Origin of the sequence: Stenotrophomonas panacihumi (genome assembly GCF_001431645.1) — a bacterium.
Taxonomy (GTDB): Bacteria; Pseudomonadota; Gammaproteobacteria; order Xanthomonadales; family Xanthomonadaceae; genus Stenotrophomonas_A; species Stenotrophomonas_A panacihumi.
Genome location: NZ_LLXU01000120.1, coordinates 16,154 through 40,209, shown reverse-complemented (window position 1 = coordinate 40,209; position 24,056 = coordinate 16,154). Strand labels below are relative to the sequence as shown.

Annotated in this window: 26 protein-coding genes and 1 tRNA gene; 21 read left to right on the top strand and 6 right to left on the bottom strand. The window is 67.7% G+C overall.

Annotated elements, in window-relative coordinates; genetic code table 11:
• Positions 1-41 precede the first annotated feature (41 nt).
• From ARC20_RS15360 to galE, 7 genes are all read left to right on the top strand, one after another.
• Positions 42-1,295 carry an oligosaccharide flippase family protein gene (locus ARC20_RS15360; protein ID WP_057648674.1) on the top strand — a complete coding sequence of 418 codons (1,254 nt, stop codon included), beginning with the start codon at positions 42-44 and terminating at the stop codon, positions 1,293-1,295.
• Positions 1,292-2,686: a bifunctional cytidylyltransferase/SDR family oxidoreductase gene (locus ARC20_RS15355; RefSeq protein WP_057648671.1), complete on the top strand. Its 1,395-nt coding sequence runs from the start codon at positions 1,292-1,294 to the stop codon at positions 2,684-2,686. Before ARC20_RS15360 ends, ARC20_RS15355 begins: the two co-directional genes overlap by 4 nt.
• Entirely contained in the window at positions 2,683-3,531 is an 849-nt protein-coding gene (locus ARC20_RS15350) for a LicD family protein (RefSeq protein WP_057648669.1), read from the top strand. Before ARC20_RS15355 ends, ARC20_RS15350 begins: the two co-directional genes overlap by 4 nt.
• A gap of 11 nt (positions 3,532-3,542) precedes the next feature.
• On the top strand, positions 3,543-4,901 hold the full coding sequence (locus ARC20_RS15345; RefSeq protein ID WP_057648667.1) for an O-antigen ligase family protein: 1,359 nt from the start codon (positions 3,543-3,545) through the stop codon (positions 4,899-4,901).
• The gene (gene glf / locus ARC20_RS15340; protein ID WP_057648664.1) at positions 4,898-6,046 is read left to right on the top strand and encodes a UDP-galactopyranose mutase; all 1,149 of its coding nucleotides are present in this window, start codon (positions 4,898-4,900) and stop codon (positions 6,044-6,046) included. Before ARC20_RS15345 ends, glf begins: the two co-directional genes overlap by 4 nt.
• Positions 6,047-6,048: 2 nt before the next feature.
• Positions 6,049-6,828 (top strand): DUF4422 domain-containing protein, encoded by a 780-nt coding sequence (locus ARC20_RS15335; RefSeq protein ID WP_057648659.1) that lies wholly within the window; start codon positions 6,049-6,051, stop codon positions 6,826-6,828.
• Between the two features lie 73 nt (positions 6,829-6,901).
• Positions 6,902-7,906, top strand: a complete 1,005-nt coding sequence (galE, locus tag ARC20_RS15330) for a UDP-glucose 4-epimerase GalE (protein ID WP_057648657.1) — start codon at positions 6,902-6,904, stop codon at positions 7,904-7,906.
• 201 nt (positions 7,907-8,107) lie between these two features.
• On the opposite strand, the gene ARC20_RS15325 is transcribed toward galE, so the two are convergent.
• Positions 8,108-8,782 carry a phosphatase PAP2 family protein gene (locus ARC20_RS15325; protein WP_057648656.1) on the bottom strand — a complete coding sequence of 225 codons (675 nt, stop codon included), beginning with the start codon at positions 8,780-8,782 and terminating at the stop codon, positions 8,108-8,110.
• Positions 8,783-8,926: 144 nt separating this feature from the next.
• Complete coding sequence (locus tag ARC20_RS15320) at positions 8,927-9,823, bottom strand: TolB family protein (protein ID WP_057648654.1); 897 nt, start codon at positions 9,821-9,823, stop codon at positions 8,927-8,929.
• 52 nt (positions 9,824-9,875) lie between these two features.
• Here ARC20_RS15320 and aroE point away from each other — a divergent pair, with 52 nt between their 5' ends.
• Genes aroE through dinG form a run of 3 tightly spaced genes read left to right on the top strand, consistent with a single transcriptional unit; the run spans position 9,876 to position 13,257 of the window.
• Positions 9,876-10,724: a shikimate dehydrogenase gene (gene aroE / locus ARC20_RS15315; RefSeq protein WP_057648651.1), complete on the top strand. Its 849-nt coding sequence runs from the start codon at positions 9,876-9,878 to the stop codon at positions 10,722-10,724.
• Positions 10,725-10,727: 3 nt separating this feature from the next.
• Positions 10,728-11,075, top strand: coding sequence for a hypothetical protein (locus tag ARC20_RS15310; protein WP_057648649.1), 348 nt, complete (start codon positions 10,728-10,730; stop codon positions 11,073-11,075).
• Positions 11,076-11,121: 46 nt separating this feature from the next.
• The gene (dinG, locus tag ARC20_RS15305; RefSeq protein ID WP_057648647.1) at positions 11,122-13,257 is read left to right on the top strand and encodes an ATP-dependent DNA helicase DinG; all 2,136 of its coding nucleotides are present in this window, start codon (positions 11,122-11,124) and stop codon (positions 13,255-13,257) included.
• A gap of 10 nt (positions 13,258-13,267) precedes the next feature.
• On the opposite strand, the gene ARC20_RS15300 is transcribed toward dinG, so the two are convergent.
• Positions 13,268-14,128, bottom strand: a complete 861-nt coding sequence (locus tag ARC20_RS15300; RefSeq protein WP_057648645.1) for an SDR family oxidoreductase — start codon at positions 14,126-14,128, stop codon at positions 13,268-13,270.
• Positions 14,129-14,236: 108 nt separating this feature from the next.
• Here ARC20_RS15300 and ARC20_RS15295 point away from each other — a divergent pair, with 108 nt between their 5' ends.
• Positions 14,237-14,626, top strand: a complete 390-nt coding sequence (locus ARC20_RS15295) for a winged helix-turn-helix transcriptional regulator (protein ID WP_057648644.1) — start codon at positions 14,237-14,239, stop codon at positions 14,624-14,626.
• 79 nt (positions 14,627-14,705) lie between these two features.
• On the opposite strand, the gene ARC20_RS15290 is transcribed toward ARC20_RS15295, so the two are convergent.
• The gene (locus ARC20_RS15290) at positions 14,706-14,906 is read right to left on the bottom strand and encodes a hypothetical protein (RefSeq protein WP_057648642.1); all 201 of its coding nucleotides are present in this window, start codon (positions 14,904-14,906) and stop codon (positions 14,706-14,708) included.
• A 218-nt stretch (positions 14,907-15,124) separates the two neighbouring features.
• On the opposite strand from ARC20_RS15290, the gene dusA reads away from it, so the two are divergent.
• The 4 genes from dusA (at position 15,125) to ARC20_RS15270 (ending at position 18,948) form a co-directional block, all read left to right on the top strand.
• Positions 15,125-16,147, top strand: a complete 1,023-nt coding sequence (gene dusA / locus ARC20_RS15285; RefSeq protein WP_057648639.1) for a tRNA dihydrouridine(20/20a) synthase DusA — start codon at positions 15,125-15,127, stop codon at positions 16,145-16,147.
• A gap of 224 nt (positions 16,148-16,371) precedes the next feature.
• Complete coding sequence (locus ARC20_RS18675; RefSeq protein WP_057648637.1) at positions 16,372-16,746, top strand: hypothetical protein; 375 nt, start codon at positions 16,372-16,374, stop codon at positions 16,744-16,746.
• 71 nt (positions 16,747-16,817) lie between these two features.
• Positions 16,818-17,501, top strand: coding sequence for a response regulator transcription factor (locus tag ARC20_RS15275; RefSeq protein ID WP_057648635.1), 684 nt, complete (start codon positions 16,818-16,820; stop codon positions 17,499-17,501).
• A 73-nt stretch (positions 17,502-17,574) separates the two neighbouring features.
• On the top strand, positions 17,575-18,948 hold the full coding sequence (locus ARC20_RS15270; RefSeq protein WP_181360147.1) for an ATP-binding protein: 1,374 nt from the start codon (positions 17,575-17,577) through the stop codon (positions 18,946-18,948).
• 12 nt (positions 18,949-18,960) lie between these two features.
• On the opposite strand, the gene ARC20_RS15265 is transcribed toward ARC20_RS15270, so the two are convergent.
• Both ARC20_RS15265 and ARC20_RS15260 read right to left on the bottom strand, forming a co-directional pair.
• Positions 18,961-19,752 carry a M90 family metallopeptidase gene (locus ARC20_RS15265; RefSeq protein ID WP_057648629.1) on the bottom strand — a complete coding sequence of 264 codons (792 nt, stop codon included), beginning with the start codon at positions 19,750-19,752 and terminating at the stop codon, positions 18,961-18,963.
• Positions 19,719-19,973 (bottom strand): hypothetical protein, encoded by a 255-nt coding sequence (locus ARC20_RS15260; protein WP_237642606.1) that lies wholly within the window; start codon positions 19,971-19,973, stop codon positions 19,719-19,721. The genes ARC20_RS15265 and ARC20_RS15260 overlap by 34 nt, the downstream gene beginning before the upstream one ends.
• A gap of 159 nt (positions 19,974-20,132) precedes the next feature.
• On the opposite strand from ARC20_RS15260, the gene birA reads away from it, so the two are divergent.
• The 6 genes from birA (at position 20,133) to ARC20_RS15230 (ending at position 23,981) form a co-directional block, all read left to right on the top strand.
• Positions 20,133-21,098 (top strand): bifunctional biotin--[acetyl-CoA-carboxylase] ligase/biotin operon repressor BirA, encoded by a 966-nt coding sequence (birA, locus tag ARC20_RS15255; RefSeq protein ID WP_057648626.1) that lies wholly within the window; start codon positions 20,133-20,135, stop codon positions 21,096-21,098.
• A complete protein-coding gene (locus tag ARC20_RS15250; RefSeq protein WP_057648625.1) occupies positions 21,095-21,829 on the top strand; it encodes a type III pantothenate kinase in 735 nt (244 codons plus the stop codon). Before birA ends, ARC20_RS15250 begins: the two co-directional genes overlap by 4 nt.
• Before the next feature lie 43 nt (positions 21,830-21,872).
• A complete protein-coding gene (locus ARC20_RS15245) occupies positions 21,873-22,547 on the top strand; it encodes an SPOR domain-containing protein (protein ID WP_057648622.1) in 675 nt (224 codons plus the stop codon).
• A gap of 27 nt (positions 22,548-22,574) precedes the next feature.
• Positions 22,575-22,650, top strand: a tRNA-Thr gene (locus ARC20_RS15240).
• A gap of 116 nt (positions 22,651-22,766) precedes the next feature.
• On the top strand, positions 22,767-23,690 hold the full coding sequence (gene rocF, locus ARC20_RS15235) for an arginase (protein ID WP_057648621.1): 924 nt from the start codon (positions 22,767-22,769) through the stop codon (positions 23,688-23,690).
• Between the two features lie 138 nt (positions 23,691-23,828).
• Positions 23,829-23,981, top strand: coding sequence for an entericidin A/B family lipoprotein (locus ARC20_RS15230; protein ID WP_057648619.1), 153 nt, complete (start codon positions 23,829-23,831; stop codon positions 23,979-23,981).
• Positions 23,982-24,056 lie beyond the last annotated feature (75 nt).

Genomic DNA, 24,056 nt, shown 5'->3' with positions numbered 1-24,056 from the left:
TTCCGGGCGGTGCACGCCCCCTCGCGACGAAGCGCGCCACGATGAGTGGCGGCGCACTCAGGAAGATCTCCGGCAATGCCGGGGCGCTGTTTGCCATCCAGCTGGCCAACGCCCTGCTGCCGTTGCTGTTGGCGCCCTTCCTGACGCGCACCCTGGGCAAGGACGGCTATGGCCTGTTCGCGCTCGGCATCGCCTTCATCCAGGTGGCGACGATTTTCACCGACTACGGGTTCGGCCTGTCGGCGGTGTACCAGATCGCGCGCACGCGCGGAAACACCTCGCGCATCCAGCGCATCGCCGGCGCGGTGTACGCGTGCAAGATCACGCTGTGCGTGCTCGCCACCGCCTGCGTGTTCGCCTATCCGCTGCTGCGCGAAGAGTATGCCGCCCATCGCGACTACTTCTGGGTGCTCTCGCTGTCGGTGATCGGCATCACCTTGCAGCCGGTATGGCTGTTCCAGGGCCTGGAGCGGATGGGGTCGATCACCGTCTACGTCCTGGCCTCGCGCCTGTCGTTCGTCGCGTTGACCCTGTTGCTGGCGCGTGATGCGGGCGACCTGGAGCTGGTGGCCTGGTTCAATGGTCTCAGCCACCTGCTGGCCGCCGCTATCGGCCTGGCATTCGTTCGTCGCGCCGGCGTCTGGCCGCGTTGGACCAGCTGGCGTTATGCCTGGAAGATCTTCCACTCTTCGACCGAGTATTTCTGGTCGCGCCTGGCGGTCGCCAGCTATGGCGCGGGCGCCATCCTGTTCCTCGGCACGTTCTCCACGCCGGCGCAGGTCGCGCTGTACTCGGTGGCCGAACAGTTCTATCGCGGTGCGATCGCCGTCTACTCGCCGGTGACCCAGGCGTTGTATCCGCACATGGCGCGCCATCGCGACGTGGCGTTGTTCAAGAAGCTGTTTGCCGCGGCCGCGGCGCTGGCGGTGGTGGGCATCGCGCTGGGCGTCATCCTGGGCCCCTGGCTGATCGGCTTCGTGTTCGGCCCCGAATACGCGCAGAGCTACGGCGTGTTCTTCGTCTTCATGCTGGCGCTGGGCGCCGCGATTCCCTCCATTCTCCTCGGCTATCCCTTCCTGGGCGCGATGGGCAATGCATCGGCCGCCAACCGCAGCGTCGTGTTCGCCGGACTGGTGCAGGTACTCGCCCTGGCCGTGCTGTATGCCGGCCACTGGTTCTCCGCGCTGGCCGTGGTGGGCGCGGTGCTTGCGGCAGAAGTCAGTGCGTTGCTCTGGCGCATCCACTTCGCGCGCCCCTATTTCAAGACACGTATTTCCGTGGCAGGTACGAAATGAAGCAGGTCAAGAACATTGCGGTCATCCTTGCCGGTGGCACGGGTAGCCGCACGGGTTTCAACAAGCCCAAGCAGATGATGAAGCTCGCCGGCAAGCCGGTGGTCGAGCATGCCGCGCAGGCGTTCCAGCTGAACCAGGCGATCGACGAGATCATCATCGTCTCCAACGCGGACTGCATCTCCGATATCGAGCAGACGGTGATGTCCAGCCGGCTGAGCAAGGTGCGCTCGGTCATCGCCGGCGGCAGCGAGCGTTACGATTCCTCGCTGGCCGCGATCCGCGCCACCAAGCACTACTGCAAGGACTACAACGTCCAGCTGATCTTCCATGACGCGGTGCGCCCGCTGCTCAGCCAGAAGATCATCGACGAGGTCGTCGCCGCGCTCGGGAAGTACAACGCGGTGGACGTGGTCATCAAGACCACCGACACGATCATCATGGCCGATCCCGTCACCAACACCATCGCCAACATTCCGAACCGCGCGGTGCTGCGCAATGGCCAGACCCCGCAGGCGTTCGCCCACGCGACGATCGAGGCGGCCTACGAGCGCGCGCTGCAGGATCCGGGCTTCGTCACCACCGACGATTGCGGCGTGGTGCTGAAGTACCTGCCGGAGGAGAAGATCTACCTGGTGGATGGCGACACCAGCAACATGAAGCTGACCTACGAGGAAGACCTTCATGTGCTGGACAAGCTGTGCCAGCTGCGCTCGACCCTGGCCGAGACGCGCGAGAAGATCCAGTTCACCCTGTCCGGGTTGAAGGGCAAGGTGCTGGTGGTGTTCGGTGGCACCAGTGGCATCGGTGAAGAAATGGCCCGCGTGGCCGAGGCCTACCAGGCCCGCGTGGTCGCGCTGGGCACCAGCACGGGCACGGACATCACCGATATCGAGAGCGTGCGTTCGGCGCTGAAGGCCGCCGAGGCCGCGCATGGGCGGATCGACTACATCGTCAACTCGGCGGGCGTGTTGCACCGCCAGCCGCTGGTGGACATGGCGGCGGCGGATATCGCCCACGCGATCCAGGTGAACTACGTCGGCGCGGTCAACGTGGCGCTGGTGGCGTTCGACCACCTGCGCGCGTCGCAGGGCCAGCTGCTGAACTTCACCTCGAGCTCGTATACCTATGGGCGTGCGATGTACAGCCTGTACAGCTCGTCCAAGGCCGCCATCGTGAACCTGACCCAGGCGCTGGCCGATGAGTGGCATTCGCAGAGCGTGCGGGTGAACTGCATCAATCCCGAGCGGACCGCGACGCCGATGCGCACGCGCGCGTTCGGCGTGGAGCCGGCGGGGAGCCTGCTGTCCGCGCGTGAAGTGGCGGAGAAGTCGCTGCTGGTGCTGCTGTCCGAATACACCGGGCAGATCTTCGATGTGAAGAACATCAAATGAGCGAAGCGGCGGACATCCAGGGCATCCAGCAGGTGATCCTGCGCGCGGTGGATCGCATCGATGCGTTCTGCCGCGAACATGGCCTGCGCTACTACCTGATCGGTGGCGGACTGATCGGTGCCGTGCGCCATGGCGGCCCGATTCCCTGGGACGATGACATCGACCTGGGCATGCCTCGCCCGGACTACGACCGGTTCGTGGCGCTGGCGCGCGAGATCGGCATGCCGCATGTCGTCTCCACGCTGGAGAGCGATCCCGACTACATCTACGCATTCGCCAAGTGCTATGACGGCAGCACGACGGTAAAGGAGTCGCTCGCCGTCCCGTTCGTTCGCGGCGTCTGGGTGGACGTGTTCCCGATCGACGGCACCTTCCGCAACCACCTTGCGCAGCAGCTCCACGTGCGCGCGGCGCGTGCGCTCAAGACATTGTTCGCCTGTCGTTGTGGCGCCTACGCGCCGGCCAAGCAGGGGCGCTGGACGTTGCTGGGCCGGCGCCTGGCGGGTGCATTGGCCCACCTGGTGCCGAAGTCGACGTTGCACGCGACGTTGCATGCGGTGCTCCGGCTGAAGCCCTACGAATCCTCCGAATACGTCGGCAACCTGCTGGGCCGATGGGGGATGCGCGAGGTCTGCCGGCGCGCGGTCTTCGATGGCCAGCATGCATTCGACTATGCGGGTTACCGGTTCATGGGGCCCTCCGGATATGACGAGTACCTGGCGGGCGTCTATGGCGATTACATTCGGTTGCCGCCCGAAGACCGACGCAAGCCGGACCATTCGATGGTGGATGTGTCGCTCGATAAATCCTATTTGTCCCTCGGCCTGGCTGGCCGAGCCTACTGACCTGGCGTCCTATGCGGTTCTCCAACATCTGGGTCAAATGGCTGTTGCCGGTGACCCTCATCCAGAAGAAGGTGCTCGAGTTCGTGCCCTTCTACCAAGGGCAGATCCTCGTGTCGTGGTACATCGCGGCCGAGTGGGTCTTGATGTTCCTGCGCCGCCCCCGCAAGGCTCTGCCAGGCGTGGTGTTCTGGACAGTGGCGTTCATCTTCTGCTTCCAGCAGGTCCTGTCCATCGAGCTTCGACACCGCGATGCCGGCCTCATGGACCTGGTTTCCGCATGCACCGGCATGCTGTTTCCATTCCTGCTGTTCAACATGCTGTTCAAGATATTCTCGATCAAGTTTTCCCGGGATTACGAACACACCCGCGACGGCATGCTGAGGAGCGTTGAGATCTCCTTCTACGTCCTGCTGCCTTTCATGGTCCTTCAGGGCCTGGCTGCTTACGGTTTCACGCCCGCCGGCGCATTGAACAACCTGCTCGCGCCGATCTATGAAGCCCGGTGGGATCCGTTCGCGACGTCGAAGGCCGATGTGCACTTCTTCTATCGCCAGGGGTCCTACGCCACGACCGAGTTCCGCATCAACGGCACCTTCGAGGAAACGCCGAACCTGATGCTGGCGTTCGCCACCTTGTACGTCCCGTTCGCATTGGCGGCGCTGAAGTATCGCCGGCCGGGCTCGGGCGTCATGATGCTGCTGGTGCTGTTGTTCCTTGCCGTGAGCAAGTCTTCCAGTGGCCTGCTGATGCTGGCCCTTGCCCTGGGCTGGATCTGGTGGATCCGGAAGTCCTGGCGCGTGGCGATCAATGCACTGGCGATCGGCGTGCTGGTCCTGTTGCCGGTGGTCCTGGGCTCGATCATGGGTTCGGACATGTACACCAAGTACGTGGAGAAGCTGGCGAACATGGACAACACGTCGACCAACACGCGGTCGGCGAGCATCATTGTCGCGCTCGGCATGATCCATGAAGCCCCCATCTGGGGCTGGGGACGCCAGCTGTACCACGAGGGCGTGGAGAAGTACGTTCCCAGCTTCTCCTATGGCAACTGGGAGATCCAGGCGTACCTCGACAACGGGAAGTTCCACATCTACAACATTCCGTTGTTGTTGATGGTCGAGTACGGGGTACCGCTTACGCTGTTGAGCTTCGTGGTGGCGTTCATGTGGTTCAGTCGCCGCTACCGCCGCGTGCGCGCCGCCGACCCGTACATGGGCGATCTCTCGATCTACTTCTTTTGCTTCCTGCTGTTCTCCATGACGTTCATGGGGACCTACTTCCTGTTCCAGTACTTCATTCCGCTGGCCTTCTTTTCGGCAGCATTCCTGGTTCTTGCTTCGCGCAGATTCGCCGAGAGAGGTGAGGTTTGAAAAAGGTTCTTGTCATCGGCGCGGGCTTCTCCGGCGCCGTCATCGCGCACCAGTTGGCCCAGGCCGGCATTGCCTCGCACGTCGTCGACGCGCGTTCGCACCTGGCGGGCAACTGCCACACCGAGCGCGACGAACAAACCGGCGTGATGGTGCACAAGTACGGCCCGCACATCTTCCATACCGACAACGAGCGGGTGTGGGAGTTCATCAACCGGTTCGGCACCTTCATGCCCTACGTGAACCGGGTGAAGTCGACCGTGGGTGGCGCGGTGTACTCGCTGCCGATCAACCTGCATACGATCAACCAGTTCTTCGGCAAGACGCTTGCGCCCGCACAGGCGCGCGAGCTGCTCGCCTCGCTGGGCGACAGCAGCATCGTCGATCCCGCCAATTTCGAGGAGCAGGCGCTGCGCTTCGTCGGCCGTGATCTGTACGAGGCGTTCTTCAAGGGCTACACCCAGAAGCAGTGGGGACTGGCGCCGAGCACGTTGCCGGCGAGCATCCTCAAGCGCCTGCCGGTGCGTTTCAACTACGACGACAACTACTTCAACCACAAGTACCAGGGCATGTCGCGCGACGGCTATACCTCGCTCGTGGAAGGCATGCTGTCGCATCCGTTGATCACCGTCAGCTTGGATACCCGCCTGGGACGTGATGCCGCCGCGGGCTACGACCATGTCTTCTACAGCGGCCCGATCGATGGCTGGTTTGATTACAGCGAGGGCCGCCTGGGATACCGCACGCTGGATTTCGAACCCATCCGAGCAGAGGGCGACTACCAGGGCTGCGCGGTGATGAACTACGGCGAGGAAGGCGTGCCGTTCACCCGCATTGCCGAACACAAGTATTTTTCGCCGTGGGAAACTCACGAGAAGACCATCGCGTTCAAGGAATACAGCCGTGCCTGCGGGCCGGATGACATTCCGTACTACCCGATCCGCCTGGTCGAGGAGCAGGCCCAGCTGCGCCGCTACATCGAGCTGGCGCGACAGGAGCAGAAGGTCTCCTTCGTGGGGCGCCTGGGTACCTATCGCTACCTGGACATGGACGTAACCATCGCCGAAGCGCTGGCCGCCTCCGATGCCTTCCTGGAGCACGTGCGCCAGGGCACGCCGGCGCCGGCGTTCTTCGTGGAGCCGATCTGACCATGAAGAAGCTCGCCATCATGGTGGCCGCGCACAAGGCCTACGAGTTTCCGGCAGACGAAGGCTACCTGCCGGTGCAGGTCGGGCGCGCGATCGCCCCGGCCGCACTGCCGTTCGCCGGCGACGATAGCGGCGAGAACATCTCGGACTTGAACCGCTCGTTCTGCGAGCTCACCGGCCTGTACTGGATGTGGAAGAACGTGCGTGCCGAAGCCTATGGGCTCTCGCACTACCGGCGCCACTTTCGCCCGCTGGGCGAGGGCGTGGAGGTGGCCGGCCAGCGCGTGGCCACGTCCGCCGAGCTCTCCGGCCTGCTGGCGCGGCACGACATCGTGCTCTCGCGGCCGCGCAACTACTGGATCGAGTCGGTGCGCAAGCATTACCAGAATGCGCACAACGGCGAGGATCTCGTGGCGCTGGAGCGGGTGATCCGCGAACGGTCGCCGGAGTACCTGCATGCGTTCGACGAGACGCTCTCGCGCACGCGCGTTTCGCTCTACAACATGTTCGTCATGCGCGAAGCCCATTTCGACGCGTACTGCCGATGGTTGTTCGACATCCTGTTCGAGATGCGCAAGCGCATCGCGTGGCAGGAATATGGCCCGTACCAGGGCCGCGTGTTCGGCTTCCTCGGTGAGCGGCTGCTCAACGTGTGGACGCTGCACAACATTCCCGTTGAACGGGTGGCCTACCTGCCGGTGGTGAACCTGGAAGGCGAGGACCTGGTCGAGAAGGCCAAGGGTTTGTTGAAGCGGAAGCTCACCGGCGTCAAGCCGGCCTGACGTGCCCGGACGTCGGCATGGGGCCAGGCGTCCGGCTTGAAGCGGTAGCGGTAACAAGCAAGGGGAACAGGGGATGATTCTGATCTGCGGGGGCGCCGGCTACATCGGCAGCCACATGGCGCAATGGCTGCACGCGCGGGGCCAACAGGTGGCCGTGCTCGACAATCTGGCCACCGGCCATCGGGGTGCGGTGAAGTGGGGCGAACTGATCGAAGCGGACCTACGTGATCCCGCGGCGCTGTCGCGCGTGTTCGCGAGCCGTCGCTTCGATGCGGTCATCCATTTCTGCGCCAGCTCGCTGGTGGGCGAATCGGTCGCCCAGCCCTATGCGTACTACGGCAACAACGTGGCCGGCACGCTGAACCTGCTCGAAGCCATGCGTGAGCACGGGGTCGAACGCCTGGTGTTCTCCTCCACGGCGGCCGTGTTCGGCAATCCCGAATCCGCGTTGATCGATGAGTCGCATCCCACCATGCCGATCAATCCGTACGGGGCGACCAAGCTGATGGTGGAGCGCATCCTGGCCGATGCCGCGCATGCGTATGGCTTGCGCTCGGTGGCGTTGCGCTATTTCAACGCCGCGGGCGCGCTGCCGCAGCACGGCATCGGCGAGGCACACCTGTGCGAAACCCACCTGATTCCGAATGTGCTGCGCGCAGCCCTCGGCAGCGGCGCCACGCTGAAGGTGTTCGGCGACGACTACGACACGCCGGACGGTACCTGCGTGCGCGACTACGTGCATGTCGAGGATCTCGCGCAGGCCCATGGGCTGGCGCTGGATTTCCTCGCGCGCGAGGCCGGTGCGCACGCGTTCAACCTGGGCAACGGACAGGGCTTTTCCGTGCGCGAAGTCATCGCGACCGCCGGCGAAGTGACCGGAACGCCGGTGCCGTTCGAGATGGCGCCGCGGCGGCAGGGTGATCCCGCGCGACTCGTCGCTTCCAGCCGCAAGGCGCGCGAGGTGTTGGGATGGCAGCCGACATGGACCACGCTGGCGCCGATCATCGACAGCGCCTGGCGCTGGCATCGCGACCAGCCCGCGTGGTCGCTGGGCCCCGCGCACTGCGGCGCGGGCTGAGGCTGGCGAAGGTCTAGACCCGCGTCTGGAACGGATGCGCGGGTACGCGGCGGATGCGCGCAGGCTGGGGCCTGCGCCCCGAGGCCGAGAGGCACAGGCCGACAACGACTGCACCCAAGCAGGTTCCCAGCGAGAGCCCGGCAAAAAACCAAAGCATGTCATTCTCCCGTGGCGGCGCTTCGTTGGCGCCACTGTCGGGGATCATCGTGACAGAGAGGTTTCCGTCGCCGGTGAAAGAATGCTCACGTCACGCCATCGACGTCGGTCCACGGGCGCGTCACGACCTGCAAGCGCCGCACCGGTGCGGGCAAGCCAACGCTCCGTCGGCAGCATGGGAAAGCGCCAGCCGGGGAGGGCGTAGAGGCCTGCACCCAACACGAGCAGCGCGAATACCGTGCCCGTGATCCGCGGTGCAAACGCGTGGCGCCACAGTGCATGCAGGCCGATGGCCGCCACCACGCCGCCCAGCATCACGCCGGCAATCACTTCCGATACCGGATGTGCCCGCAGCTTCACGCGCGAGATGGCGATGAGCAAGGCGAACACCACGCCAGCGAGAACTGCCAGCTGGCGCAAGCGAAGCTGCCGCGCCGGCACCAACACCGCCACCGCCACCGGCCACAGCGAAAACCCCAGCACCGTGTGGCCGCTGAAGCAGGTGAGGTCCCAGGCGCGAACGCCCGTTCCCCAACCGTAGAAAGCGATCTTGCTGCCTGCCGCCAGCAGCACGCCCACTGCCACCGCCGCCCACCAGCGCAGCACCGCCTGGCGCGCCTCCACCTGTGGCCATAGCGCCGCGCCAAACAGCAGCACCAGCGGCAGCACGCACAACGCACTGCCCGGCACCACGAACCAGCGCCAATCCCAGAACATCATTCACCCTTCCCGTGGCCATCCTGGCCGGTCGGCACGTGGACCCAAGGGAGCATGATAGGAGACGCACAGCGCATCACGCATGTGTCGGCGGGCACGGACCGGTTGCGATGCGAATTCAAACTGCCGTGTGCCGCATGGCCGCCTTCAGCGGGTGATGCAGCTCGCGTCGCCCGTGGCCGCGGGGGCCTTCATCCGATAGACGTCGAGCTTGCCGGCCTTGGGCGCCCGCGCACTCCCGCTGACCAGCAGCTCGCCCGGCTTGCTGGCATCGACCACCGGCCCCAGCGTGGTGCCTTGCGCGTCGTTGAACGATAGCGCCAGCGGCTGCGGGTCGACGTAACGCCCCTGCTGGCACTGCGCGATCCATAGCCGTGTCGGCTGCTTGGCCGGATCGTCCGAGCGGGCGAACACGATGGCGCGGCCATCGGCCAGCCATGCCGCATCGAACTCATCCTGTGCGCTCGCCAGGCCGGGCACCGGTTGCGGGTCAACGAACGCCTGGCCATCCCAGCGCGCCACGAACAGGTCATGCCGCCCCGCGCCCCCGTGGCCATCGCTGGCGAACAGCAGGCGCTGGCCATCGGCGGACACCGTCGGCGCCCACTCGTCGCCGCGCGTGTTCACGCCCGCGCCGAGGTTTTCCGCCGGCCCGAAGCCGCCGTCGGCCAGCACGGGCGCGCGATACAGGTCATCGCCGCCGCGGCCGCCCTTGCGGTTGGAGAAGAAGTACAGCCAGCGGCCGTCCGGGCTGAAGAACGGGTCGAAGTCGTTGGCCGGCGAGTTGACCGGCAGCGGCCTGGCGTCCTGCCAGCGGCCATCGCGCAACGTGGCCTGCCACAGGTCCCAACCGCCGGCGCCGCCGGTACGGTCGGTGCTGCCCCAGACGATACGCTGGCCGTCCGGCGCGACCGTGCCGCGGACCTCGTTGGCCGGCGTGGAGACCACGCCCATGCCCTCGATCCCGAACTCGGACAGCCCCGAGGCCGTGGACACACAGAGTAGACTCGCTGCGAGCGCGAGCAGTGGCAGCCGGAAGCGCATGTCCGTTTCCCCGAAGTCGAAGCGCCCCAGTCTAGCCAACCCGAGAGGCCCCATGACCCCGTCCCGCTTCGCCGTGTTCGGCCACCCCGTCGCCCATTCGCTGTCGCCGCGCATCCACGCCGCGTTCGGGCGCCAGCTCGGCATCGCCCTGGAGTACGTGGCCATCGACGCCGAGCCTTCGCAGTTCGCGCAGGCGCTGGCGCAGTTCGCCGCGCGCGGCGGCCAGGGCGCCAACGTGACCCTGCCGCTGAAGGAAGACGCCCATGCGCTGGCGGCCAGCCGCAGCGAGCGGGCGGTGCGTGCCGGCGCGGTGAACACGCTGGTGCGACGCGAAGACGGTTGGTTCGGCGACAACACCGATGGCGCCGGCCTGGTCCGCGACCTCACCGAGCGCCATGGCCTGGACCTGCGCGGCCGCCGGGTGCTGCTGCTCGGTGCCGGCGGCGCCGCGCGCGGCGTGGCGCCGGCGCTGCTGGATGCCGGCGTGCGCGACATGGTCATCGTCAATCGCAGCCCGGCCCGCGCCGACGCGCTGGCCGATGCGCTTGGCGAGCCGGGCCGCGCCTACACGCGCTATTGGGAAGACCTGCACGAACTCGGCGATTTCGAGCTGATCGTCAACGCCACCGCCGCTGGCCGGCAGGAGGAGGGCGCCTTCGTCTTGCCGCTCTCGCTGGTGGACAGCCTGACCGCCGCGGTGGACCTCAATTACGGCGAGGCGGCGATCGGCTTCCTGGCCTGGGCACGTGCGGCGCAGTGCCGCGACGTGATCGACGGCCTCGGCATGCTGGTGGAGCAGGCGGCCGAAGCCTTCGAGCTCTGGCACGGGACGCGTCCGCGCACCGAAGAGATCTACGCCGACCTGCGCGCGCATGGCCGCGTGCTGGTGGGGGAGGACTGACCGATGGTGATGGCCGCCCTGCTCGCCCTGGTCGATGCCCTGCTCTGGCGCCTGCCGATGTTCGTCGCGATCGCGGTGGGCATGTCGCTGCTGCTGCGTGCGCGCGGCACGCCGTCGCGGCGCATGGGGTTCTTCGGGCTGTCGTTGTGCCTGGCCAGCGTGCTCGTCGATGCGCTGCTGAACATGTTGCCGATGGCCTTGCTGAGCCAGGGCGGGGCGACTTCGCTGGTGCAGCTGGCGCCGATCATGCGGGCCTGCGGCCTGGTGGTGCACCTGCTGCTGGCCGGCGGTCTGCTGCTGCTCTGCTGGGCCCTGGCGCGTACGCCGCCGGCCGCGCCGGTGCTCGACTGAACCGTTTGTCCCACGCGTTGCGACGCGGGCATGAGAAAATGCCCGCATGAATGAAGCAGTGGCCGCACCGACGGCGGACGCCGCGGCCAAGCCCGCCGGCAATCGCCAACTCGACGAAACCCTCAAGGCGAGCATCCGCGACGCCTATACGCGCCTGCAGGCCAACACCCCCGGGTTCACCACGCGCCGTTCGCAGAGCCGCATGATCGGCGTGGTGTCGCGCGCGCTCGCGACCTCCGGTGGCGTGGCGGTGGCCGAGGCGCCGACCGGCGTCGGCAAGAGCCTGGGCTACCTCACTGCCGGCGTGCCCATCGCGCTGGCGTCGAAGAAGAAGCTGGTGATCAGCACCGGCACCGTGGCATTGCAATCGCAGCTGGTGGAGCGCGATATCCCGGCCTTCCTCAAGGCCACCGGCCTGCAGGCGAGCGTGGCGCTGGCCAAGGGCCGTACCCGGTACCTGTGCACGCGCAACGCCGCCGAGCTGCAGGGCGAGACCAGCCAGGAAGCGATGTTCGAGGACGCGCATGCCGTCTACGACCGCCCGCTGAGCCCGGCCGATACCGAAGTCGCGCGGCGCCTGGCCAAGGCCTATACGCAACAGGCGTGGAACGGCGACCTCGACCAGGCGCCCGAGCCGGTCTCGGTGCCGCTGCGCCTGCGCATCACCACGCCGGCCTCCGGCTGCGCGGGGCGTCGCTGCAGCTTCGCCACGCAATGCCCCGTGCTGCGTGCGCGTACCGATGTGCGCGAAGCGCAGATCGTGGTCACCAACCATGCGCTGCTGCTCTCCACCTTGCAGCTGGGCGATGCGGAGAACGGCCAGCCGTTGATCGCCGCGCCCTCGGACATGCTGCTGGTGCTGGACGAAGGCCATCACGTCGCCGGCGTGGCCATCGACCAGGGCGCGGCCAACCTGCCGCTGGACGACATGGCCAAGCGCACCGGCCGCCTGCAGATCCTCATCGCCGCCGCGTATCGCGCGGTGGACAAGGATCGCATCGGCACGCTGCTGCCGAACGAGGCGGTGGAGCTGGCGTCCGATGTCGCCAAGCGGCTGAAGGCCTTCCATGGCGAGGTCAGCCGGACCTGGACGCCGGATGCTTCGGACCGCGACCCGATGTGGCGCGCCCCGAACGGCCAGCTGCCTTCGGCCTGGGGGCCGGCGATCGAGGAACTCGGCGAGCAGACGCGTGCGCTGCTCAACTGGGTGCATGCCGCGCATGGGCTGGTGGCCAAGGGCAAGCCGGAAGACACCGCACGCGAGCGCCTGCAGCGCAGCTTCGGCTTGGCGCTGGAGATGGTGGAACAGCAGCACGCGCTGTGGAGTGGCTGGCGTCGCGAGGACAAGGAAGGCCAGCCGCCGATGGCGCGCTGGGTCACGCTCTCGCGCGAAGGCGACCTGATCTGCCATTGCTCGCCGGTCTCGGCCGCGCATGTGCTGCGTTCGCTGCTGTGGAACGAAGTCGATTCGGTGGTGATGACCTCCGCCACGCTGACCGGCGGCGGTGATTTCCAGTCGTTCGCCATCGACACCGGCCTGCCGGAGCACGCGGAGATGGTGTCGCTGGATTCGCCGTTCGACCTGTTCAACCAGGCCGAGCTGGTCGTACCGAATTTCCCGGTGACGCCGGACGACCGCGAAGGACATCCGAAGGAAGTCGCGCGTTACCTGGTGCGCGAACTCGACTGGGGCAAGGGCAGCATGGTGCTGTTCACTTCGCGCTGGAAGATGGAGAAGGTCGCCGACCTGCTGCCGATCACCCAGCGCAATCGCGTGCTGGTGCAGGGCGAGGGCAACAAGTCCCAGGTGATCGCCGAGCACCTGCGGCGCATCGCCGCGGGCGAGGGGTCGGTGCTGTTCGGGCTCAACTCTTTCGGCGAAGGCCTGGACCTGCCGGGCGAGGCTTGCACGACGGTGGTGATCACGCAGGTGCCGTTCGCGGTGCCGACCGATCCGCAGACCGCGACGCTGGGCGAGTGGCTGGAAAGCCGCGGCCACAATGCGTTCAACCTGATCGCGATTCCGCACGCGCTGCGGACGCTGACGCAGTTCGCTGGCCGCCTGATCCGCACGTCCAGCGACCACGGCCGCGTGATCATCCTCGATTCGCGCCTGCTGACGCGACGCTATGGCCGCCGCATCATCGATGCGCTGCCGCCGTTCCGCAGGGTGATCGGTTAGCGCGAGCTCCTTACTGCAGCGCAGCCTTCAACGTGGCATCCAGCGAAGTCGTCGCCCGCCCAATCAGCCGGCTCAACGTGTGGCTGTCATCGAACAGCCCGCCCTTCGCGGCGCCGGCATCGGAATCGGACAGCAACGCGGCCACCGGCGGCGGCAGGCCGACCTGCTCCAGCAGCTGGCGGTACTCCGCTTCCGGCAGGTCCTGGTACTGCACCGTCTTGCCGGAAAGGCGCGACAGCGCCGCTGCGTATTCCGTCAAAGTGAAGCTGTCATCGCCTGCCAGTTCGTAGACCTGTGCCGGGTGCGCGCTGGTCAGCACGATGGCCGCGGCCGCCGCGTAATCCGCGCGCGATGCCGTACTGAAACGGCCCTGCGCCGCGCTGCCTGCCCGCACGCCATGCTCGACTTCCTGCTTGGCCGTGCCGGTGAGGTTTTCGGTATACCAACCGTTACGCAGTAGCGAGTAAGCCAGGCCCGACTCGCGCAGCGCGGTTTCGGTATCGCGATGTTCCTCACCGAGCCCCAGCGGGCTGGTATCGGCATGCAGCAGGCTGGTGTACGCGACATGCTTCACCCCGGCGCGCTTGGCGGCATCGATGGCCTGCCGATGCTGTTCACGGCGCTGGCCGACGGCATTGGAAGAGATCAGCAACACGCGCTCGATGCCGGCGAAGGCGGCTTCCAGCGAGGCCGGGTCGGTGTAGTCGGCCTGGCGCACGCTTACGCCCTGGGCGGCGAAGTCGGCAGCCTTGGCCGGGTCGCGCACGGCAACGGCCAGCTCGGTGGCGGGAACGCGTTGCAGCAGTTCGGCGACGACGAGGCGGCCCAGTTGGCCGGTAGCGGCAGTGACGAGGTAACGGGGAGTGGCCATGAGGAGCTCCAGTGGGGTCGAAAGCGGGTGTTGGTCTAGAATAGAGACCGCATCGGGCGGCGCAAGAAGGCAGTTTCTCCGCCCCTGGTTACCCAGAAGGAACCACCCATGGCTGTTTCCCCGCTCCGCGCCCGCCCATTGTTCGCCGACATGGACATCAACGATTGCCCCGTACGCGATGTGCTCGACCGTGTGGCCGCGAAATGGACCACGCTGATCCTGGAGGCACTGGGCACGGGCCCGCTGCGCTTCGGCGAGTTGCATCGCGCGTTGCCTGATATCTCCAAGCGCATGCTCACGCAGGGCCTGCGGGATCTCGAGCGCGATGGCCTGCTGACCCGCCACGTGCACCCGACCAAGCCGCCGAGCGTGGAGTACCAGCTGTCGCCGTTGGGGCGTTCGATGCTGGTGCCGCTGGGTGCGTTGATCGAATGGGCGAAGCAGGCGCATCCGCAGATTCGCGAGGCACGGGTGGCTTACGACGCTGCGGCGGCGTGATTCGACGTTCCTGGAATCAAACGCAACACGCATCAGGCCTATCCGTTAAGCCCGGGGCCGAGGCCCCGGGCCAGGAGGGTCAGCTCAGGCGCCTGTAGATCCGCATGACGATGCCGGGCCCGCTGACGGGGTTGGTGGCGCTCAGGGCCCACAGCCGCATGCCGGCGTTCCTGAAATCGCCGGGGCTACCCTTGCAGGACACGCCGGACGGGATGCCGACGCTGCACTCCAGCTTGCCACCCGCCACCGCGGCGATGTCCTGTTTGCTCAGTACTCGCATTGCATTGCTCCTTATGCATTCTTCGAGGATTGCCGCCGGGATGCCTGCCCCGCCGTGGCACGCGACGACGGAGAGACTTTCGTGTCGGCGGCGCGCGGCCTCCATGCGATCGTTCGAATGCAGGTTGAGCAGGACGCAGGTGCGCGGCGTTGCCCTACAGACGGGGCGGCTGAACGGCCCGGTCGGGCGATGCGGGTACGTCCCGGTAGAATGGCGGCATGGCTTCCTCGCTCTCCCCTGCCAGCGCCGCGCAGCGCTACGACGATTCCCTGCGCCTGTCCGTGGCCCCCATGATGGACTGGACCGACCGCCATTGCCGCGTCTTCCACCGACTGCTGGCGCCGTCGGCGCGCCTGTACACCGAGATGGTCCACGCCAACGCGGTGATGCATGGCGACCGCGAGCGCCTGCTCGGCTTCGACCCCACAGAACAGCCCCTGGCCCTGCAGCTCGGCGGCAGCGAACCGGAACTGCTCGCCCAGGCCGCGCGCATCGCCGGTGAGTGGGGCTACGTCGAGGTCAACCTCAATTGCGGTTGCCCGTCCGACCGCGTGCAGGCCGGCCGTTTCGGCGCCTGCCTGATGCGCGAGCCGTCGCTGGTGGCCGAGTGCGTGGCGGCGATGTCGGAAGCCACGACCATTCCCGTCACGGTGAAATGCCGCCTCGGCGTGGATGAGGACAACGACTACGACGTCTTCGCCGACTTCGTCGACCAGGTCGTCCGTGCCGGCAGCCGCATGGTCGTCGTGCACGCGCGCAATGCATGGCTGAAGGGGCTTTCGCCCAAGGAAAACCGCGAAATCCCGCCGCTCCGCTATGACTGGGCCTATCGCCTCAAGCAGGAGCGCCCGCAGCTGCCGGTCGTGCTCAACGGCGGCATCGCCGAAGTTGAAGCCGCGCAGGCGCACCTGACGCACGTCGATGGCGTGATGCTCGGCCGCGCCGCGTATCACGATCCCTACGTGCTGCATCGCCTCGACGCCGCGCTCACCGGCACCGCGCCGCGCCCGCGCGGCGAATTGCTGCTCGCGCTGCGTCCTTACGTCGAAGCGCAGCTGGAAAAAGGCCTCGCGCTCAAGCACATCACCCGCCATATCCTCGGGCTGTTCCTCGGCCAACCCGGCGGCCGCGCGTTCCGCCAGATCCTCAGCGAAGGCGCGCATCGCCCCGGCGCCGACTGGTCGCTGGTCGCCGAGGCGCTCGCCGTCACCGAAGCCCAGGGCCGCCGCGTCGCGGCCTGAGGCGGCTTCCGGCCAAGGCCGGAAGCTTGCAACGCGTCACAGAATGGCTATGCTTGATCGTTCATTTGTCTGAACGAGGCGAGCGACGGGTCAGAAAAGTTCAGATCGGATTCACCCCGAAAAATCAAGAATTTGCCTCGTTTTCTGGGGTTCCTCGGCACTGCCGCGGAATCCGGCTTTCACGATTTTTGAACGATTTCTCCCGCTCCGCTAGGATTCTGGCCGTGACGCTTGCTTCCCTCCGCCTTTCGAGTCTCGCAGTGGCCGCCGCGCTGGCGCTGGCCGCCCTGCCTGCCGTGGCGGCGCAGGACCGCGGCCCCCCCGAGGCGCGCGATGCGTTTCCCCGGAGTGGCGGGCGCGCCGGCAATGCGGACGGCCGTTCGCTGTCCGACGCCATCCGCCGCGTGCAGCGCACGACCGGCGGGCAGATCCTCGGCGCCGAGCAGGTGCCTTTCGACGGACGCAACATCAACCGTGTGAAGTACATGGATGACCGTGGCCGCGTCCGCTACATGGACGATCCGGCACCGGACCGCGCCCCGCCGCGCGCTCCACGCCCGGTCGAACCGGCGACGCCACCACGCGGCGATAACCCGTGACTGGCGATAGTGGCTTAACCACTTCAGTTTCCCCTGGCCGCCGGCCAGCCAAACGTAACTAGGGAGAGTTCATGCGTATCCTTCTGGTCGAAGACGAAGCCCCCCTGCGCGAGACCCTTGCCGCGCGCCTCAAGCGCGAAGGCTTCGCGGTCGATGCGGCGCAGGATGGCGAGGAGGGCCTGTACATGGGCCGCGAGGTGCCGTTCGACGTCGGCATCATCGACCTGGGCCTGCCGAAGATGTCGGGCATGGAGCTGATCAAGGCGCTCCGCGACGAGGGCAAGAAATTCCCGGTGCTGATCCTCACCGCGCGTTCCAGCTGGCAGGACAAGGTCGAAGGCCTCAAGCAGGGCGCCGACGATTACCTGGTCAAGCCGTTCCATGTCGAAGAGCTGCTCGCCCGCGTCAACGCGCTGCTGCGCCGCGCCGCCGGCTGGAGCAAGCCCACGCTGGAATGCGGCCCGGTCGCGCTGGACCTGGCCGCGCAGACGGTCAGCGTCAACGGCAGCAATGTCGACCTCACCAGCTACGAGTACAAGGTGCTGGAGTACCTGATGATGCATGCCGGTGAACTGGTCTCCAAGGCCGACCTCACCGAGCACATCTACCAGCAGGACTTCGACCGCGACTCGAACGTGCTGGAGGTCTTCATCGGCCGCCTGCGCAAGAAGCTGGATCCGGACGGCGAACTGAAGCCGATCGAGACCGTGCGCGGCCGCGGCTACCGCTTCGCGATCCCGCGCACCGAGGGCTGATCCCTCGCGTCACGGAACAGACAGCAGCGTGAGCGTCCGTCTTCGGTGGTTCAAGCGTTGGCGGCCGCGCTCGCTGCAGGCACGCCAGTTGCTGGCCGCCAGTATCAGCCTGGTGGCCTTCCTCGCGCTGGCCGGCTACGCGCTGGATGCCGCCTTCGCCGACACGGCGATGGATAACCTGCGCAGCCGCCTGAAAAACTACGCCACCGCCTACAACGGCAGCATCGACTTCCTGCGCGATGGCTCGCTGTATATCCGCGAGCAGTCGCCGGACGCGCGCTTCGACGTCCCCGGCGGCGGGTTGTATGCCGAAGTCATCCGTCCGGACGAACGCTGGTCGTCGATGTCGGCCGAAGGCCCGGTATTGCCGGTATCCGGCCCGATGCTCGGCCCGCGCCAGGAAGAGTTCACCGGCCCGCTGGACATGGTGCAGATCGACGGCAGCAAGGGCCAGGTCTATCGCTACGGGCAGGGCGTGATCTACGAACCCGAGCCCGGCCACGAGATTCCGTACACCATCTACGTGATGGAGGATGCGCGCTCGCTGGGGGCGCAGCTGCGCGTGTTCCGCAGCGCGGTGTGGTTCTACCTGGGCATCACCGGCATCTTCCTGCTGCTGCTGCAAACCTTCATCCTGCAGTGGAGCCTGCGGCCGCTGCGACGCGTGGTGAACGAGCTCAGCAAGGTGCAGCGCGGTGAAGCGCTGCGCATGACCGAGCACCATCCGCGCGAGCTGGAGCCGCTCACCGACAGCATCAACGCCTTCATCGAAAGCGAGCGCGAGAACCTCGACCGCCAGCGCAACACGCTGGCCGACCTCGCGCACAGCCTGAAGACGCCGCTGGCGGTACTGCGCACGCAGTTGGACAGCGGCGCCGGCGATGCCGACCTGCGCGAGGAGTTCGACGTGCAGCTGCGGCGCATGAACAATCTCGTCTCCTACCAACTGGCGCGCGCAGCCTCCAGCGGCCACAAGCTGTTCGCCGCGCCCGTGCCGATCGAATCCAACGCCGAGGAAATCGTACGCGGCCTGGAGAAGGTCTATGCGACCAAGGGCGTGCTGTGCGAGTTCGAGATCGACCCGAACGCGCGTTTCTACGGCGAGCCAGGCGACCTGCAGGAGCTTCTCGGCAACCTGCTGGAGAATGCCTTCAAGTGGGCGCGCAGCCGCGTGCTGCTCACCGCCAGGCCGACGGCCGGTGCGGGCAGCAGCAAGCGGGCGGGCCTGATGCTGGCGGTGGACGACGATGGCCCGGGCATCGCGCCGGAAGCGGTGGCGAAGATCCTGCAGCGTGGCGTGCGCGGCGACGAGCGCGTGCAGGGCCACGGCATCGGGCTGTCGATCGTGCAGGACCTGGTGAGGGGTTATCGCGGCGAGCTGCACGTGACCCGCTCGCAGGAACTGGGTGGCGCGCGGTTCGAAGTGACGTTGCCGCCGGGGCTGTAAACGCAGGGTCTTTCAGCCGCGCCCTTCGAATGGCGACGCGCCGTAATACCTGCGCAGGTGCTCGGCGACCTTCGGCATCGCCTCGGCCAGCACGCCTGGCGCGGAGAAGTGGTATTCGCTGACCACCGCGAAGAATTCCTCCGGCGCCTCGGCCGCATACGCGTCGATGCGCGTGCGTTTGCCGGCATCCACGCGCTGGCAGAATGCGTCGTACGCTTCCTGGAAATCCTTCGCCCATTCCCGCTGCCACTCGCGCGGCAACGGCGGGGTGCCATCCAGCGCGCCATCGAGCACGTCGAGCTTGTGCGCCATCTCGTGCACGGCGACGTGGTAGCCGGCATGCGGCTCGGCGAGATCGGCCTGCACGTCGGCCCACGACAGGATCAGTGGCCCCTGGTCCCACGCCTCGCCGATCAGTTCGTCCTCCCACTCGTGCAACACGCCGGCTGCATCGACATGGCTGCGGTGCACGCGAAAGGCATCCGGGTAGATGATCAGCTGCGACCAGCCGCGCCATCCGCCCGGGCCGACTTCCAGCAGCGGCAAGCAGCACATCGCGGCGAGCAGCACGACCTGCCATGCCTCCAGCGCCAGCCCGTCGACTGGCGAGATCGTCTTCTCGTGCAGGAACCGCGCGACCAGCGCACGCAACTTCTCTTCGCGTGCGGCATCGAGGGCGTCGATCCACGGACAGTGCGCGCGGGCCTGGGCCCACGTTGCGTCGTCGATCGTCGGAGGCGGGCGGCGCAGCCAGCCCAGCAAACGCTGGATCAGCGGAACATGCCCGGCAGGAAGCTGTGCCATTTCGGCATGCGGCCGCGCGGCGGCAGCAGTTCGCTGTCATCGCCACCGCCGCTGGGCGTGATCGTCGTCGGGCGATGGCCCGGCGAATGCGATGGCGGCACGGGCACGACGTCGGGCGCAGGACCATGTGCCGCCGAGCCCGGCGTCACGCAGGTGCCATGGTCCGCCGCGGCCATGCCGCCGGACGCCCAGGCCACGGCCGGGGTCAGCAGGAGGAGCAAGCAGGCGGATCGGCGCATCGTCGACATCCCGGAAGGGGGGCCCAAGCGCCCGATTCTAACGCGCTTTTCACGCCGGCTGGCAAGCGGCGCTGGGCGACCCCGGTCGCTTGCCCCATAATTCCGCCGTTTGCCCTGCGGGCGGAGTGTTTCGGAGAGGTCGTGGACGATCGCGCATTACTGGCCCGGCTAGCCCTCGGCCGCCTGTCCGGGGATGCCCTGGCGCGCGATTTCGGCCTGACCCGGGCCGCCGTATGGAAGCGTATCCAGAACCTGCGCGCGGCCGGCATCGATATCCAGGGCCGGGCCGGCGAGGGCTATGGCCTGGGCTATCCGGTCGAACTGCTCGACCACGACCGCATCGTGGCCGCGCTGCCGGCCGAGGCCGCCGCCGCGCTCGACCGCCTCGAAATCGCCTGGACCGTGGACTCCACCAATACCGAACTCCTCGCCCGGCCCGTGCCGGCGCAGGGCGCCGCGGTGCTGTTGGCCGAACGCCAGACCGGTGGCCGTGGCCGGCGGGGCCGCCAATGGGCCTCGCCGCTGGCGGCGCATATCTATCTCTCGCTGTCGCGTGGCTTCGGCGGCGGGCTGGCGCAACTGGCGGGCCTCAGCCTGGCCGTTGGCGTGGCCGCGGCCGAGGCGCTGCGCGGCTGTGGTTTCGCCGATGTCGGGTTGAAGTGGCCGAACGACCTGCTCGCCGGCGACCGCAAGCTCGGCGGCCTGCTCATCGAAGGCGGCGGCGAAGTGGCCGGCCCGGCGCGTGCGGTGATTGGCCTGGGCGTCAACGTGCATATGCCCGAAGCCTTCGCCACCGGCATCGGCCAGCCCTGGGTGGACCTGGACACGCTGGCCGGCGCACCGGTGTCGCGCAACGACATCGTCGCCGCGCTGCTCGCGCAGCTGCTGCCGGCGCTGGCGCTGTTCGAAGTCCAGGGGCTGGCGCCGTTCCTGCCGCGCTACGCCGCGCTCGACGTGCTGGCCGGCCGGCGCGTGCGCGTGGAGGAGGCCGGACATTTCCATGAAGGCATCGCGCAGGGCCTGGCGCCCGACGGCGCGCTGCGCGTGCGCCTGGACGCCGGCGAACGCCTGTTCCATGCCGGCGAAGTGAGCGTGAGACCCGCATGAGCGATTGGCTGTTCGACCTGGGCAATTCCCGTTTCAAATTCGCGCCGCTGCGCAGCGATGGCCGCGCCGGCGACGTGCAGGCCTGGGCGCACGGCGTGCAGGCGATGTCGGCCGACATCGCCGCCGCGCTGCCTTCCGGCGGCACCGCCTGGGTGGCCAGCGTCGCCGCGCCGGCGCTCACCGCCGATGTCATCGCGCACCTGCGCGAACGCTTCACCCATGTCCGCATCGCGCGCACGCTGGCCGAATGCGCGGGCGTGCGCGTGGCCTACGCGCAGCCGGAAAAATTCGGCGTGGATCGCTTCCTCGCCCTGCTTGGCGCGCGCGCGCTCGGCTCGGTGTTGGTGGCAGGCGTCGGCACCGCGTTGACCGTGGACCTGATGGACGCCGACGGCCTGCATCGCGGCGGCCGCATCAGTGCCTCGCCCACCACCATGCGCGAAGCCCTGCACCAGCGTGCCGCGCAGTTGCCGGCCAGCGGCGGCGACTACGCCGAGTTCGCCAACGACACCGCCGACGCGCTGGCGTCCGGTTGCGATGGCGCGGCGGTGGCCCTGATCGAACGCAGCCTGCAGCAGGCCAGCCTCGATCTGGCTCCGGTACGCCTGCTGCTGCATGGGGGTGGCGCGCCGGCGCTGCTGCCGCTGCTGCCCGGCGCCGAACATCATCCTTCGCTGGTGCTCGACGGCCTGGCGGTATGGGCCGCGCATCATCCGACCGCCGCCGACTGACCTGGCTGGTCGCCACGCGGCCCGGGCTGGTTAGAATCGCCGCATGTATGTCCGCGCCCTGATCGTCGTGCTCGCCATCCTCAACGCCGGTGTCGCCCTGTGGTGGGCGACGCGACCGGCCGCGAGCCCGCCCGCACCGCCGCCGGCCGTCAGCGGAGGCGTGGCCTCGCTGCAGCAGATCGATCCGCCGCGCGTGCAGGCCGCCGCCGCACCGGCCGCGCCCACTCCGCAAGCGGCTGCCGCGCCGGCCAAGCCGGTGGTGCCGTCGCCTGCCGAGCGTTGCCTGCGCCTGGGGCCGTTCCCGAACCAGGCCGCCGCCGAGGCCGCGCGCAATGCCGCCGGCGAGGCCTTGCGCACGCCGCGCGTGCGCGAGGTGGCCGAGGCCAGCAGCTTCAAGGTGATGCTCACCGGCGTCGGTGACCGCGAGGCCGCCCAGGCCGCCGTGGCGAAGATCAAGGCGGCGGGGCTGAGCGACTACTACATCGTCGGCAACGGCACGCAGAACGACATCGCGCTCGGCCAGTACCGCAGCCGCGAGGGCGCCGAGCGGCGCCAGTCCGAACTGGCCGCGGCCGGCTTCCGCGCCGAGGTGGTGCCCAGTGGCGGCGCCACCGGCTCGCGCTGGTGGATCGAAGCGCGCGCCGGCGCGGACGAGGCCCGGCTACGCGCGCTGTCCGTGCTCGGCCAGCGATCGCTGGACTGCGCGGCGCTGCGCTAGAATGCCCGCGCCCGTCGCAGGCGACGTGCCGCTTTAGCTCAGTTGGTAGAGCAACTGTCTTGTAAACAGTAGGTCATCCGTTCGATTCGGATAAGCGGCACCACTTCCCCCGCCCGCAAAACGCGCCCTTCAACGCCCCGCGCTGCTGCATCGCCGCAGGCGCTTTTTCGCCCGGCGTCTAGACTCCTTGTCCCGCATCGCACTGAACGGAGCCAAGGAATGTCCACCCGCTATCCCCCCGTGTCCCTGATCGGCGTGCCCACCGACATCGGTGCCGGCCATCGCGGCGCCCGCATGGGGCCCGAGGCGCTGCGCATCGCGGGCCTGGGCGAGGCGCTGGTCGCACGCGGCGTGGACGTGCGCGACATCGGCAACATCGACGGCCCGCGCAACCCGTGGGCCGCGCCGGTCGCCGGCTACCGGCATCTGCAGGAAGTGGTGGACTGGAACCGCGCGCTGATGGAGGCCACCTACGCCGAGCTGGCCGACGGCCGCATGCCGATCATGCTCGGCGGCGACCACTGCCTGGCGATGGGCTCGATCACCGCGGTCTCGCGCTGGTGCCGCGCGCAGGGCCGCAAACTGCGCGTGCTGTGGCTGGACGCGCACTCGGATTTCAACACCAGCGAGGTCACGCCTTCGGGCAACGTGCACGGCATGCCGGTGGCCTGCCTGTGCGGCCTGGGCCCGCGCGAGCTCACCCATCTCGGCGGCGATGCGCCCGCGCTGCAGCCCGAGCAGGTCCGCCAGATCGGCATCCGCTCGGTGGACCCGGAAGAGAAGCGGCTGATCAAGCAGCACCGCATCGATGTCTACGACATGCGCTACATCGACGAGAACGGCATGAAGCGCACGGTGGAAGCCGCGCTCGCCGGCCTCGACGAGGACACCCACCTGCACGTCAGCTTCGATGTCGATTTCCTCGACCCGAGCATCGCGCCCGGCGTCGGCACCACGGTGCCCGGTGGCCCGAACTATCGCGAGGCGCAGCTGGTGATGGAGATGATCGCCGACACCGGGCGACTGGGTTCGCTGGACATCGTCGAACTCAACCCGGTCATCGACAACCGCAACCTCACCGCGGAACTGGCGGTGGACCTGGTGGAAAGCCTGTTCGGCAAATCGACGCTGATGCGCGACTGACGCCGCTGGCTGAACGCTTCCCGCCCGGGGCTTTGACGAAGCCGACCGCGTTCACATCCGCTCGACGGTCGGAAAGTCAGATTGTGCGCCAAGCGGCCCGCCTGACTTTCCGCAGGGCCGCGCCGACCGGAGAAGGACATGAAGCGACTGATCACCCTGGCGATGCTTGCGCTGTTTTCCGTGGGCCTGCTGAGCGGCTGCAACACCGTGGCCGGTGCCGGCAAGGATGTGCAGAAGGCCGGCGAAAAGGTGGAAGACACCGCCAACAAGTGCAGCGACGGCAAGTGCTGACCGGTTAACCCGATCCAACGCATACCAACCGATGCAAGCGCGACGGTGACGTCGCCATCCAACCGAGGAGAGAAG